This is a genomic window from Pseudomonas sp. AC172 (assembly GCF_979258595.1).
The window spans coordinates 6,240,259-6,252,969 of record NZ_OZ409868.1 but is presented as its reverse complement, the minus strand read 5'-3'; the positions used below and the strand labels follow the sequence as shown (position 1 = coordinate 6,252,969).

Here is a 12,711-nt window from a genome sequence, read left to right as displayed (position 1 = left end):
CAGAAAGCACGAAGGCGACCCTCGGGTCGCCTTCGTTCGTTTCGCGAATGTGAAATTCGCGCGACATGCTTACTTTTTCTTGCGCACGTACAGCACCAGGTTGTGATCAACCAACTCGACACCGTGCTCTTCGGCAATTGCCTTCTGCAGCTTTTCAATTTCGATGCTGACGAATTCGACGACTTCACCGGTTTCCACGTTGACCATATGGTCGTGGTGGCCACCGTCAGCCAATTCGAATACCGCGTGGCCGCCGTCGAAGTTGTGACGGACCACGAGGCCAGCGGCTTCGAACTGGGTCAGAACACGGTAAACCGTGGCCAGACCGACGTCCTCGCCAGCTTCCATCAACGCCTTGTAGACGTCCTCGGCACTCATGTGACGCTGCTCGGTGGAGTCGAGCATTTGCAGGATCTTGACCCGTGGCAGGGTCACTTTGAGGCCGGCTTTGCGTAGTTCGCTATTTTCAACCATGGTCAGCTTTCTCGCGATGCTGCTTCGCAGCTTCTCTTAATGCGGGTATGATCGGCGTTTACGTTGTCCCAGCCAAGATAGTGGAAGTCGCCCACCGATGCAAAACACCAAGCTCTTGCTAACCAGTTTCACCTTTGTGGGACTGCTCGCACTCGCCGGTTGTTCATTCCCCGGGGTTTACAAAATCGACATCCAGCAGGGCAATGTCGTCACGCAGGACATGATAGACCAGTTACGCCCGGGAATGACCCGGCCGCAAGTACGGTTTATCATGGGTAACCCTCTGCTTGTCGACACGTTCCATGCCGATCGCTGGGATTATCTGTACAGCCTGCAACCGGGTGGCGGTGAACGCCAACAGGAACGCATCAGCGTTATTTTCAACTCAAACGACCAGCTTGTCAGCCTGTCCGGTGACTTTATGCCGGGCGTAAGCCGTGATGAAGCCATTCTCGGCAAGGACAGTGGCACGACCGTGACCGCTCCTGCTGAAAACGCCGAGAAGCCAAAACCGGAAAAACCGGTCAAGCCAGGTTCCTTGCTGGATCAGATCCAGAAGGACGTCGATGGTGTGGAGACCGTTCCGGTTCCGACACCAGAGCCGCTGGACACCTCGCCGCAATAATTTGCGACGCAATAAAAAACCCGGAAATTCCGGGTTTTTTATTGCCTGCGATTTGGTTTTTTACGCGTTTCGCGCTTTGGCTTCGGCAGCCTTGGCGGCCCGCAAGCGTCGTACCTCTTTCGGATCGGCCAGCAATGGACGGTAAATCTCGATGCGCTCCCCTGCCTGAATCAACCGGGAATCCGGGTCAGCAACCACCTTGCCGAAAATACCCAGCGGAGACTCCGCCAGATTCAGCTCAGGGAATTCGCTACCGATGCCTGACGCCAGAACCGCAGCGCGAACCGTCGCGCCCTGTTTTACGCTGACAGTGCGCAATACCTGACGAGACACGGCCGCGTATACCACCTCTATCTGAATCACCGGCTCAACCATGCATCTGCTTGGCGCGCTGGCAGAATGCGTCCACCAGCGTATTGGCGGCCTGATTGAACAGCGGCCCCAACGTCGCGCGCACCAGCGGCCCGGCGTAATCGAACGACAAATCCAGACTGATCTTGCAGGCCTTCTCGTTCAACACCTTGAACACCCAGACGCCGTGCAACTGATTGAACGGCCCCTCTTCCAGGTTCATCTCGATCGACTGCCCCGGCACCAGCGTATTACGCGTCACGAAATGCTGACTGAGCCCGCCCTTGGCTACGCCAACACTGGCGCGCATATGCTCCGGCGAACTTTCCAGCACTTCAGCGGACGAGCACCATGGCAGAAATTCCGGGTAACGCGCCACGTCGTTGACCAGGTCGTAGAGAAATTGCGCCGGGTAAGGCAGCAGCGCTGATCGTTGAATATGTGTCGTCATGTGAGCGTTACTTCCAGAGCTGAGCGGCAAACACTACAAGAATGCCGATGGGCGCCACGTAGCGCATCAAGAACAAAGACAGGCCGAACAGTAGCGGATTGCGGATAGACAACTCGTCGCGTACCGCTTCACGCCCCATCACCCATCCGGCAAACAGCACAAAACACAGGCCACCGAGGGGCAACATGATCCGCGAAGTGAAGAAATCGATCACGCCAAAGAAGTCCAGACCGCTCTGCGCACCCCATTGGTAGAGGTGGAACATCCCACCTTCGTTCACGAAAAATTTGGCTTCCTTCCAGATATTGAAGGAGAACACCGTGCCCAGACCGACGAACCAGCAAGTGAAGGCAAGCCAGAACGTCACCCACGCGCGGCTGACTTTCGTGCGCTCAACCAGATAGGCAACCATCGGTTCCAGCAAGGAAATCGCCGAACTCCAGGCAGCGATCGCCACAAGAACAAAGAACACCACACCCATCAACTGACCGAACGCCACGTTACCAAAGGCAAATGGCAGACTGACGAACATCAGCCCCGGCCCTTCGCTAGGGTTCAGGCCGCCGGCGAATACAATCGGGAACAGAGCCAGCCCGGCGACCAGCGACACAAAGGTATCGAGCAGTGCCACGCCAACAACGGTGCCCGACAACGACGAACTCTTCGGCATATAAGCGCCGTAGATCATGATCGAGCCGACACCGACACTCAGCGAGAAGAACGCATGCCCCATCGCCGGCAACAAGCCGTCGAGGACTTTTTCCGGGTGGAAGTCGAACATGAAATGCACGCCCTCCATGAAGTGCCCGGTGGTCATGCTGTAACCCAGCAATACCAGGATCATCACGAACAGCAGCGGCATCATGATGCGCAAGCTGCGCTCAAGCCCGGCGACTACGCCTTTGGCGATGACGAAGGCCGACAGCAGCATGAAAATCGTGTGCCAAAGTGTCAGGCGCCATGGATTGGAGATGACATTGCCGAAATAAGCGCCGACCTGATCGGCCGTGGCGCCCTGGAAGTCGCCGCGCCCCATATCGACGATGTAGTCCAGCGACCAGCCGCCGACCACACTATAGAAAGACAGGATCAACAATGCCGTGATCATCCCGGCAAACGCGCCCCACGACCACTTGCCCGAATGCCCGGCTTCCAGCGCCAGCACCTTCAAAGCGTTCGCCGGACTTTGCCGGGCGCGCCGGCCAATCAGGGTTTCAGCGAGCATGACCGGGACACCGATCAGCGCGATGCACGCCAGAAACATCAGTACAAACGCACCGCCGCCGTAGACCCCGACCATGTAGGGGAACTTCCAGATACTACCCAGTCCCACGGCCGAACCGGTCGCGGCGAGTATGAATACCCAGCGGCTAGCCCAACTGCCGTGGACAGAAACCTTGTCTGTCGACATCGTTTATCACGCCCAAGCGTTAGAAAAGAGGCCGCATTGTCCGGGATTCACTCAACCTGCTCAAGCACGCAGCATCACCGTAGCCGACAGCCGTTTATCTCCATATAATGCCGCCCCTATGGCTAAACAGAAGAAACACCCAACAGGGACCATCGCGCAGAACAAAAAGGCGCGACACGATTACTTCATCGAGCATAAGTTCGAGGCTGGTCTGGTCCTGGCCGGCTGGGAAGTAAAAAGTCTGCGGGCAAGCAAGCTACAGCTGGTCGACAGCTATGTCCTGCTCAAGGATGGCGAGGCGTGGTTGCTCGGCAGCCACATCACGCCTCTGATGACCGCAAGCACCCACGTCATCGCTGACCCGGTGCGCACACGCAAATTGCTGCTCAACCGCCGCGAGCTGGAAAAGCTTGCAGCGATGGTGCAGCAAAAGGGTTACGCCTGCGTCTGCCTGTCCTGGTACTGGAGCAAGCACATGGTCAAGTGCGAGATTGCTCTGGGCAAGGGCAAGAAGGAATACGACAAGCGTGACACCGAGCGTGAACGCGATGCCGGTCGTGAATTGCAGCGTGCTGTGCGCAACAAGGGCAAGGAAGATTAATTTTTTCTGCCTTTAGAGCGTATTCGCGATCAGGCTCGCTCCCACATTGAAATGCATTCCAATTGTAGGAGCGAGCCTGCTCGCGAAAGCTATTGCAGCATCAACACAGAAATAACTGATCACATCCCCTTGCGCCGTTCCGCCCGAGCCATGCGCTGAACCTCTTGCCGCACCTCTTCCAGCACTTCCTGCACATACAAAATATGTCGGCTGGAAACCTCACGCGCTTGCTCCGCGCGACCTTCGATAATCGCCAGATACAATTCCCGATGCTGAGTGATCAGCATGTCGCGGGTTTCCGTGCGCTGCTTGTACATGCCGCCGATGTTGGTCACCACGTTGCGTTTGAGCAGATCGAACAGCCCGCGAATGGTGTGCAGCAACACTGCGTTATGACTGGCTTCGGCAATCGCCAGATGGAATTTCGCATCCGCCGCGCCCTCTTCCGCCCGACTGACTTCGTCGTGGCGCGAATAGCAATCCTGCAACTCTTCGAACGCCGCCGTCAGCCGCTCGCGATCAACGTCCGTCGCGCGCAATGCTGCGTAATAGGCGCACGACGCCTCCAGAGTGTGCCGAAACTCGAGCAAATCACGCTGTGCTTCAGGATTGCTTTCGAGCAACTGCAGCAGCGGATCACTGAACGTCGAGCCCAGGCTCTCCACCACAAAATTGCCGCCACCCTGGCGACTGACCAGCAGCCCTTTCGCCGCCAGTTTCTGAATCGCTTCGCGCAGCGACGGCCGTGATACGCCAAATTGCTCGGCCAGCGTGCGCTCCGCCGGAAGCCGCTCACCAGACTTCAGCGTGCCCTCAAGGATCATCCCCTCGAGTCGCTCGACAATATCGTCAGACAAACGGCGCTGACGTATCTGATCAAACCCCATAACTCATTTCTCCACGATCCCGACCGCTCGCCGGGCTCTCTATTCTGGCCTATCGGCGCCTTGTCGACACCTACCAGACGCCACTTGCCGAAACCGGATCAGATGCGCTCTGCACCGCTTGTTCGACGAAAGTTTCAGGGCGACAAATTGACACACCGACATCAAGGCTTTTACCCTAGCCAACAGCGATTGTAAATTGGTATTACCAATTACCCAAGAACGCTGACAGTGCCTGACCAACAACAATTAGGGGCCACCCCATATGCAAACCTGGCAACAGCTCTACAGCCCGCTCGGCAGTCTCGGCGTGTCCGCACTCGCGGCCGTCATCCCCATCGTGTTCTTTTTCCTCGCATTGGCGGTATTCCGCCTCAAAGGCCATGTGGCCGGGAGCATCACCCTCGCCCTATCGATTGCCGTAGCGATCTTCGCGTTCCAGATGCCGGTCGACATGGCCTTCGCCGCCGCCGGTTATGGTTTCGCCTATGGTCTGTGGCCGATTGCCTGGATCATTGTCGCGGCGGTGTTCCTCTACAAACTGACGGTCAAAAGTGGTCAGTTCGAGGTCATTCGCAGTTCGGTGTTATCGATTACTGACGACCAGCGCCTGCAAGTGCTGCTGATCGGTTTCTGCTTCGGTGCATTTCTGGAAGGTGCTGCCGGTTTCGGCGCGCCCGTGGCGATTACTGCCGCGCTACTTGTCGGACTGGGCTTCAACCCGCTGTATGCCGCCGGCCTGTGCCTGATCGCCAACACCGCGCCGGTCGCGTTCGGCGCACTGGGGATTCCGATCATCGTTGCCGGCCAAGTCACCGGGATTGACGCGTTCAAAATCGGCGCCATGACCGGTCGGCAATTGCCGTTGCTGTCGCTGTTCGTGCCGTTCTGGCTGGTGTTCATGATGGACGGCCTGCGCGGTGTACGTGAAACCTGGCCGGCTGCATTGGTCGCGGGCCTGAGCTTCGCCGTCACTCAATACTTCACATCCAACTTCATCGGCCCAGAGTTGCCGGACATCACCTCGGCCTTGGCCAGCCTGATTTCCCTGACCCTGTTCCTGAAAGTCTGGCAGCCGAAGCGCACCGCCGGCGCGCAAATCGCTGGCGCCACTTCCAGCGCAGCAATTACCGCCAGCGTCGGCGGTTTCGGTCAGAAACGCACTACTGTGGCTTCGCCTTACAGCCTTGGGGAAATTTTCAAAGCGTGGTCGCCGTTCCTGATCCTCACCGTACTGGTGACCATCTGGACGCTGAAGCCTTTCAAAGCGATGTTCGCCGCTGGCGGTTCGATGTACAGCTGGGTGTTCAACTTCGCGATTCCGCACCTTGATCAACTGGTGATCAAAACCGCGCCGATCGTGGCTGCTCCAACAGCGATTCCGGCCGTGTTCAAACTCGACCCGATTTCCGCGACCGGCACGGCGATTTTCTTCTCCGCGCTGATCTCGATGCTGGTGCTGAAGATCAACTTCAAAACTGGTCTTACCACTTTGAAAGAGACCTTCTACGAACTGCGCTGGCCAATCCTGTCGATCGGCATGGTCTTGGCGTTCGCTTTCGTCACCAACTACTCCGGCATGTCTTCGACAATGGCTCTGGTATTGGCCGGTACGGGCGTAGCATTCCCGTTCTTCTCGCCGTTCCTCGGCTGGCTCGGCGTGTTCCTGACTGGCTCTGATACTTCGTCCAACGCTCTGTTCAGTTCGCTGCAGGCGACCACCGCGCACCAGATCGGGGTCAACGACACTCTGCTGGTGGCGGCCAATACCAGCGGCGGCGTGACCGGCAAGATGATCTCGCCACAATCGATCGCCGTGGCTTGTGCCGCGACCGGGCTGGTGGGCAAAGAATCGGATCTGTTCCGCTTCACCCTCAAGCACAGCCTATTCTTTGCAACGATTGTCGGTCTGATCACCTTGGCCCAGGCCTACTGGTTCACCGGCATGCTGGTCCACTAAACCTACACGCGAAATAGAAATAACCGACGCCGATCCGTGATTTCGGCGTCAGCAATTCACAACCCGGTCTGTAAGGCTGCTGAAAGCAATGCTCTCTATATTCAGCAGCCGCAACAGACGGATAACCGGGCCCACCCGGAGACACGCCTGATGAGCGAGCTTTTTTACAACGCCGTGCCGAACGCGACCCGTGTGGCACCGCCACTGCCCGAACCTCGGCAATACCCCAACGAGAAACCGTCGCGGGTCTATCTGTTCGGCACGTGTGTGGTCGATCTGTTCTACCCCGAAGCCGGGATGGACGCGATCCACTTGCTGGAGCGCGAAGGGATTCGGGTCGAGTACCCGCAAGGACAGAGCTGCTGCGGCCAACCGGCCTATACCTCGGGTTACACCGAGCAGGCGCGGACGGTAGCGCGCTCGCAACTGGCGCTGTTTGCCGGGGATTATCCAGTGGTGGTGCCATCGGGTTCCTGCGCCGGCATGCTGCGCGAGCATTACGCCGACTTGTTCAGGGACGAGCCGGAAACGTTGAAACAGGTTCAGGCCCTCGCGGCTCGTACCTATGAACTGGCCGAGTTTCTGCTGTTCGTCTGCAAGGTGCAGCTCAAGGACAGCGGCGAGCCGGTCAAAGTCGCGCTGCACACTTCGTGTTCAGCACGCCGCGAGATGAACACTCACCTGCACGGCCGCGAGTTATTGGCGCAGTTGAGCAACGTGGAACGGGTCAACCACGACCACGAAAGCGAATGCTGTGGCTTCGGTGGGACATTCAGCGTCCGTATGCCAGACATTTCCGGCGCGATGGTGGCTGACAAGACCAAAGCGTTGAAGGATTCCGGCGCGCATAAGGTCTTGAGCGCCGATTGTGGCTGTTTGATGAACATCAACGGCGCACTGGAGAAACAAAAAGAAGCGCTGCGCGGGCAACATCTCGCCAGCTTCTTGTGGCAACGAACCGGGGGTGCGCAATGAGCACTTCCGCGATTATTCCTACGGTCGCCGTAGAAGAAGATTTCCGCACCCGGGCGCACAACGCCTTGGGTGATCAGCAGCTACGGAACAACTTCCGCACTGCCATGGATTCACTGATGGTCAAGCGGGCAGCCGCTTTCAGTGATCCCCATGAAAGAGAGCATTTGCGCGCACTGGGCAATTCGATCAAGGCCCGCGCGCTGTCCAAGTTGCCCGACCTGCTCGAGCACCTGGAAACAAACCTGACCCGCAACGGTGTGACAGTGCACTGGGCGGAAACGGTGGACGAGGCCAATGGCATCGTCTTATCGATCATCCGCGCTCACGAGGCGCGGCAAGTGATCAAGGGCAAATCGATGGTCAGCGAAGAGATGGAGATGAACCATTTCCTCGAGGCTCGGGACATTGAATGTCTGGAGTCCGATATGGGGGAATACATCGTCCAGCTCGACCACGAGAAGCCTTCACACATCATTATGCCGGCGATCCACAAGAATGCCGGTCAGGTCGCGTCCTTGTTCCACGACAAACTTGGCGTGGAATACACCAAGGACGTTGACCAACTCATTCAGATCGGTCGCAGAGTCCTGCGGCAGAAATTCTTCGAAGCGGACATCGGCGTCTCCGGTGTCAACTTCGCCGTGGCCGAAACCGGCACCCTGCTGCTGGTGGAAAACGAAGGCAACGGCCGCATGACCACCACCGTGCCGCCAGTGCACATCGCCGTCACCGGGATCGAAAAGGTTGTCGAAAACCTGCGTGACGTGGTGCCGCTGCTGTCACTGCTGACGCGCTCGGCGCTGGGTATTCCGATCACCACCTACGTCAACATGATCTCCGGCCCGCGCAAGGAGCATGAACTCGACGGCCCGCAGGAAGTGCATCTGGTGTTGCTCGACAACGGTCGCAGCCAGGCTTTCGCCGACAGCGAATTGCGCCAGACCCTGAACTGCATCCGCTGCGGCGCCTGCATGAATCATTGCCCGGTGTACACCCGCGTCGGTGGCCACACCTATGGCGAGGTGTATCCAGGGCCCATCGGCAAAATCATCACACCGCACATGGTTGGCCTGGCCAAGGTTCCGGATCACCCTAGCGCGTCATCGCTGTGCGGCGCTTGCGGTGAAGTCTGCCCGGTAAAAATTCCGATCCCGGCGATCCTCCGGCGCCTGCGCGAAGAAAACGTCAAAGCCCCGGACAGCCCGAATCAAGTGATGCGCGGCCAGGGCAGCAAATATTCGCGCAAGGAACGCTTTATCTGGAATGCCTGGGCCAAACTCAACAGCTCGCCAACCTTGTATCGATTGTTCGGTTTCTTCGCCACGCGCTTGCGCGCACTGACCCCGAGCAACGTCGGCCCGTGGACACAGAACCACAGCGCGCCAAAACCCGCCGCTCGCTCACTGCACGACATGGCCCGCGACCATCTGGCCAAACAGGGAGACCGCTGATGAGCGCCAAGCAAAATATCCTCGGCAAACTGCGGAAAAGTCTGACAGGCACCATGCCGATTGCCGACGACTTCGATGTCGATCTGGTGACGCGGCCCTACACCTACACTGCCGAACAACGCATTCCGCAACTGCGCAAACTGATGGAAGCGGTGCACACCGAAATCCACCTGACTTCGGGCGAAGAGTGGCCGGCGCTGCTTGCGCAATTGTTACGTGATCGTCAGTTGCCGAGCTTGTTGATCGCACCGACAACAGCGCATGGGCAAAAAATCACACAGCACTGGGCGAACAATCCTGATTTTCCGACGCTGAAGTCTTACGACCGTCCGATGGAAGAGTGGAAAGCCGAACTGTTCAACGACACGCCCGCCAGTCTCACCGGCACCCTCGGCGCCATTGCCGCCACCGGCAGTCTGATTCTGTGGCCAACCCGCGAAGAACCGCGTTTGATGAGCCTGGTGCCGCCGGTGCATTTCGCCCTGCTCAAGGCCAGCGAAATCCGCGACAACTTCTATCAGGTGCAAGAGGAATTCGAGTGGGCCCAAGGCATGCCGACCAACGCGTTGCTGGTGTCCGGCCCGTCGAAAACTGCCGACATCGAGCAAGTGCTGGCTTACGGCGCCCATGGCCCGAAAGACCTGGTGGTGCTGATCCTGGAGGACCAATGACGCTTCCGGTGAATTTCCTGCGTGATGCGCAACAACTGATTCCGGCCGAGCGCCGTTTTGATGACCCGTTATCGACCCTGGCCTTTGGTACGGATGCCAGTTTTTATCGACTGATTCCGAAACTGGTGATTCGTGTCGAATCCGAAGATGAAGTTGTGGCGCTTTTGAAACTGGCTCAGCGTGACCACGTTCCGGTGACCTTCCGTGCGGCGGGCACCAGCCTCTCCGGTCAGGCAATCAGTGATTCCGTTTTGATCGTGCTTGGGGATAACTGGAACGCCCGCGAGATTCGTGGCCAAGGTACGCAAATCCGCCTGCAACCCGGCGTGATCGGCGCACAGGCCAACGCGTGGCTCGCACCGTTTGGGCGCAAGATCGGCCCGGATCCGGCGTCGATCAACGCCTGCAAGATCGGCGGCATCGTTGCCAACAACGCCAGCGGCATGTGCTGCGGTACAGCGCAAAATACCTATCACACGCTGGCCGGTATTCGCCTGGTGCTGGCCGATGGCACACGTCTGGATACCGAGGACGCTGGCAATGTCGCGGCATTCCACGCCAGCCACGGCGATCTGCTTGAGCGCTTGGCGACTTTAGGTCGCGAGACCCGCGCCAATGCCGAACTCGCTGCACGAATCCGCCACAAATACCGTCTGAAAAATACCACCGGCCTGTCGCTGAATGCCTTGGTGGATTTCGATGAGCCTGTGGATATCTTGAGCCACTTGCTGGTCGGCTCCGAAGGCACCCTCGGCTTCATCAGCTCGGTGACTTACGACACCGTGATCGATCACCCGAACAAAGCCTCGGCGCTGATCGTGTTTCCGGATGTGGAAACCTGCTGCAACGCGGTCACCGTACTGAAAAGCCAACCGGTGTCCGCCGTAGAGCTGCTGGATCGGCGCAGCCTGCGGTCGGTGCAAGACAAACCGGGCATGCCCGCTTTCGTACAACAACTGTCGAACAATGCCTGCGCCCTGTTGATCGAATCCCGCGCGGCAACTTCCGCACTTCTGCATGAGCAACTGGCGCAGATCATGGCGTCACTCAGCGGTTTCCCGGTGGAAAAGCAGGTCGACTTCACCGAAGATCCTGCCGAGAACGCCAAGCTCTGGGCCATTCGCAAGGACACCTTCCCCGCTGTCGGCGCCGTACGCAAAACCGGCACCACGGTGATCATCGAAGACGTGACCTTCCCGGTCGAACAACTGGCCATCGGCGTAAACCGCTTGATCGAGCTGTTCGACAAACATGCCTACGACGAAGCGATCCTTTTCGGACACGCGCTGGAAGGCAATCTGCACTTCGTCTTCACCCAAGGCTTCAACAACCCGGAAGAAGTCGCACGCTATCAAGCGTTCATGGACGACGTCGCGCAACTGGTCGCGGTGGAATTCGGTGGCTCGCTGAAAGCCGAACACGGCACCGGTCGCAACATGGCGCCGTTCGTGGAACTGGAATGGGGCAGCGACGCCTATCAACTGATGTGGCAGCTCAAACGTCTGCTCGACCCAAATGGCATTCTCAACCCGGACGTGGTGCTCAGTGAAGATCCGCAGATCCACCTCAAACACCTGAAACCGCTGCCAGCGGCCGACGAGATTGTCGATAAGTGCATTGAGTGCGGTTTCTGCGAGCCGGTTTGCCCGTCGAAAGGACTGACCCTGAGCCCGCGCCAGCGCATCGTGATCTGGCGCGATATTCAGGCGAAAAAACGTGCAGGAGTCGACACCACCGAACTGGAAAAAGCCTACGAATACCAAGGCATCGAAACCTGCGCCGCCACCGGTCTGTGCGCGCAGCGTTGCCCTGTAGGTATCAATACCGGCGAGCTTGTGAAAAAGCTCCGTGGCCGACACGCGACGCATCAGAAAACCGCTGACTGGATTGAAGGAAATTTCGCCAAGACTCTGCAGGGCGCTCGCTTCACGCTGCACGTGGCCAACGGTGCGCGGATGATGCTCGGGGCGCCGCGTCTGGCGAAACTTTCGGCAACGATTACGCGGCTGTCCAAAGGCCAGGTGCCGCTGTGGACGAATGCGATGCCGCAACCGGAGAAGGCCATTCGCTTCAGCCCAAGCGTGTCAGACGAACGCCCGCGCGTTGTCTATCTAGCGGCTTGTGTGTCGCGGGTCATGGGCCCGGCGGCGGCTGATAAAGAGCAGATATCGCTGTACGACAAAACCCGTGGTTTGCTGGAAAAGGCCGGTTACCAAGTGGTCTTCCCGGACAATCAGGACAACCTTTGCTGCGGTCAGCCCTTCGCCTCCAAAGGCTACGCCGAGCAAGCAGAGCACAAGCGTCAGGAACTGATCAGCGCATTGCTCCACGCCAGTCGCGGCGGGCTCGATCCGATTTACTGCGACACCAGTCCGTGCACGTTGCGGCTGGTGCAGGATGTAGGAGAAGTTCGTCTGGATCTGTACGACCCGGTGCGCTTCATCCGTACGCACCTTCTTGATCGACTGGACTTCACGCCACAAGACGCACCGATTGCCGTACACGTGACCTGCAGCACACAACATCTGGGCGAAAGCCAGGCGTTGATTGATCTGGCGCGCAAGTGCAGCAACACCGTGGTGATTCCGGAAGGCATTCACTGCTGTGGGTTTGCCGGCGACAAAGGCTTCACCACGCCGGAGCTGAACAGCCACTCGCTGCGCACGCTCAAGGATGCGGTGCAGCATTGCAGCGAGGGGATTTCCACCAGCCGCACCTGTGAGATCGGTCTGACGCAACACGGTGGAATTGACTACCACGGGCTGGTCTATCTGGTGGATCGCGTGACCCGGGCGAAGGCCTGCTGAAGAAAAATAGAACCCTTGAGTTCGACTGTAGTCAACAGATTAACCCCGGC

At 58.4% G+C, this 12,711-nt stretch carries 12 protein-coding genes; 7 read left to right on the top strand and 5 right to left on the bottom strand.

The window, feature by feature from the left end; translation table 11 throughout:
- Positions 1-69: 69 nt before the first annotated feature.
- Positions 70-474, bottom strand: a complete 405-nt coding sequence (gene fur / locus ACZ0A4_RS28125) for a ferric iron uptake transcriptional regulator (protein ID WP_064119476.1) — start codon at positions 472-474, stop codon at positions 70-72.
- Between the two features lie 97 nt (positions 475-571).
- Here fur and ACZ0A4_RS28120 point away from each other — a divergent pair, with 97 nt between their 5' ends.
- Complete coding sequence (locus tag ACZ0A4_RS28120) at positions 572-1,099, top strand: outer membrane protein assembly factor BamE (RefSeq protein WP_038357476.1); 528 nt, start codon at positions 572-574, stop codon at positions 1,097-1,099.
- 60 nt (positions 1,100-1,159) lie between these two features.
- Here ACZ0A4_RS28120 and ACZ0A4_RS28115 read toward each other — a convergent pair whose 3' ends face one another.
- The 3 genes from ACZ0A4_RS28115 to ACZ0A4_RS28105 are packed head-to-tail and all read right to left on the bottom strand — an operon-like array spanning position 1,160 to position 3,312.
- Complete coding sequence (locus tag ACZ0A4_RS28115; protein ID WP_463577227.1) at positions 1,160-1,474, bottom strand: RnfH family protein; 315 nt, start codon at positions 1,472-1,474, stop codon at positions 1,160-1,162.
- Positions 1,467-1,901: a type II toxin-antitoxin system RatA family toxin gene (locus ACZ0A4_RS28110; protein ID WP_016986510.1), complete on the bottom strand. Its 435-nt coding sequence runs from the start codon at positions 1,899-1,901 to the stop codon at positions 1,467-1,469. The genes ACZ0A4_RS28115 and ACZ0A4_RS28110 overlap by 8 nt, the downstream gene beginning before the upstream one ends.
- 7 nt (positions 1,902-1,908) lie before the next feature.
- Positions 1,909-3,312, bottom strand: a complete 1,404-nt coding sequence (locus tag ACZ0A4_RS28105) for a sodium-dependent transporter (protein WP_463577226.1) — start codon at positions 3,310-3,312, stop codon at positions 1,909-1,911.
- Positions 3,313-3,430: 118 nt separating this feature from the next.
- Here ACZ0A4_RS28105 and smpB point away from each other — a divergent pair, with 118 nt between their 5' ends.
- On the top strand, positions 3,431-3,913 hold the full coding sequence (gene smpB / locus ACZ0A4_RS28100) for an SsrA-binding protein SmpB (protein ID WP_008088297.1): 483 nt from the start codon (positions 3,431-3,433) through the stop codon (positions 3,911-3,913).
- Between the two features lie 119 nt (positions 3,914-4,032).
- Here smpB and ACZ0A4_RS28095 read toward each other — a convergent pair whose 3' ends face one another.
- Positions 4,033-4,800, bottom strand: a complete 768-nt coding sequence (locus tag ACZ0A4_RS28095) for an FCD domain-containing protein (RefSeq protein WP_463577225.1) — start codon at positions 4,798-4,800, stop codon at positions 4,033-4,035.
- Positions 4,801-5,062: 262 nt separating this feature from the next.
- On the opposite strand from ACZ0A4_RS28095, the gene ACZ0A4_RS28090 reads away from it, so the two are divergent.
- The 5 genes from ACZ0A4_RS28090 to ACZ0A4_RS28070 all read left to right on the top strand — a co-directional run bounded on the left by ACZ0A4_RS28090 (position 5,063) and on the right by ACZ0A4_RS28070 (position 12,661).
- Entirely contained in the window at positions 5,063-6,757 is a 1,695-nt protein-coding gene (locus tag ACZ0A4_RS28090) for a lactate permease LctP family transporter (RefSeq protein WP_463577223.1), read from the top strand.
- A gap of 150 nt (positions 6,758-6,907) precedes the next feature.
- Positions 6,908-7,732 carry a (Fe-S)-binding protein gene (locus tag ACZ0A4_RS28085; RefSeq protein WP_463577221.1) on the top strand — a complete coding sequence of 275 codons (825 nt, stop codon included), beginning with the start codon at positions 6,908-6,910 and terminating at the stop codon, positions 7,730-7,732.
- Complete coding sequence (locus tag ACZ0A4_RS28080; protein ID WP_463577220.1) at positions 7,729-9,183, top strand: LutB/LldF family L-lactate oxidation iron-sulfur protein; 1,455 nt, start codon at positions 7,729-7,731, stop codon at positions 9,181-9,183. The genes ACZ0A4_RS28085 and ACZ0A4_RS28080 overlap by 4 nt, the downstream gene beginning before the upstream one ends.
- The gene (locus tag ACZ0A4_RS28075) at positions 9,183-9,854 is read left to right on the top strand and encodes a LutC/YkgG family protein (protein WP_463577218.1); all 672 of its coding nucleotides are present in this window, start codon (positions 9,183-9,185) and stop codon (positions 9,852-9,854) included. Before ACZ0A4_RS28080 ends, ACZ0A4_RS28075 begins: the two co-directional genes overlap by 1 nt.
- Positions 9,851-12,661 (top strand): FAD-binding and (Fe-S)-binding domain-containing protein, encoded by a 2,811-nt coding sequence (locus tag ACZ0A4_RS28070; RefSeq protein ID WP_463577216.1) that lies wholly within the window; start codon positions 9,851-9,853, stop codon positions 12,659-12,661. Before ACZ0A4_RS28075 ends, ACZ0A4_RS28070 begins: the two co-directional genes overlap by 4 nt.
- The last annotated feature ends 50 nt before the right edge of the window (positions 12,662-12,711 follow it).

What these genes read in the sequence shown, in the direction of transcription:
- fur (WP_064119476.1), bottom strand. Translation starts at nt 474, where the DNA reads ATGGTTGAAAATAGCGAACTACGCAAAGCCGGCCTCAAAGTGACCCTG.
- ACZ0A4_RS28120 (WP_038357476.1), top strand. Translation starts at nt 572, where the DNA reads ATGCAAAACACCAAGCTCTTGCTAACCAGTTTCACCTTTGTGGGACTG.
- ACZ0A4_RS28115 (WP_463577227.1), bottom strand. Translation starts at nt 1,474, where the DNA reads ATGGTTGAGCCGGTGATTCAGATAGAGGTGGTATACGCGGCCGTGTCT.
- ACZ0A4_RS28110 (WP_016986510.1), bottom strand. Translation starts at nt 1,901, where the DNA reads ATGACGACACATATTCAACGATCAGCGCTGCTGCCTTACCCGGCGCAA.
- ACZ0A4_RS28105 (WP_463577226.1), bottom strand. Translation starts at nt 3,312, where the DNA reads ATGTCGACAGACAAGGTTTCTGTCCACGGCAGTTGGGCTAGCCGCTGG.
- smpB (WP_008088297.1), top strand. Translation starts at nt 3,431, where the DNA reads ATGGCTAAACAGAAGAAACACCCAACAGGGACCATCGCGCAGAACAAA.
- ACZ0A4_RS28095 (WP_463577225.1), bottom strand. Translation starts at nt 4,800, where the DNA reads ATGGGGTTTGATCAGATACGTCAGCGCCGTTTGTCTGACGATATTGTC.
- ACZ0A4_RS28090 (WP_463577223.1), top strand. Translation starts at nt 5,063, where the DNA reads ATGCAAACCTGGCAACAGCTCTACAGCCCGCTCGGCAGTCTCGGCGTG.
- ACZ0A4_RS28085 (WP_463577221.1), top strand. Translation starts at nt 6,908, where the DNA reads ATGAGCGAGCTTTTTTACAACGCCGTGCCGAACGCGACCCGTGTGGCA.
- ACZ0A4_RS28080 (WP_463577220.1), top strand. Translation starts at nt 7,729, where the DNA reads ATGAGCACTTCCGCGATTATTCCTACGGTCGCCGTAGAAGAAGATTTC.
- ACZ0A4_RS28075 (WP_463577218.1), top strand. Translation starts at nt 9,183, where the DNA reads ATGAGCGCCAAGCAAAATATCCTCGGCAAACTGCGGAAAAGTCTGACA.
- ACZ0A4_RS28070 (WP_463577216.1), top strand. Translation starts at nt 9,851, where the DNA reads ATGACGCTTCCGGTGAATTTCCTGCGTGATGCGCAACAACTGATTCCG.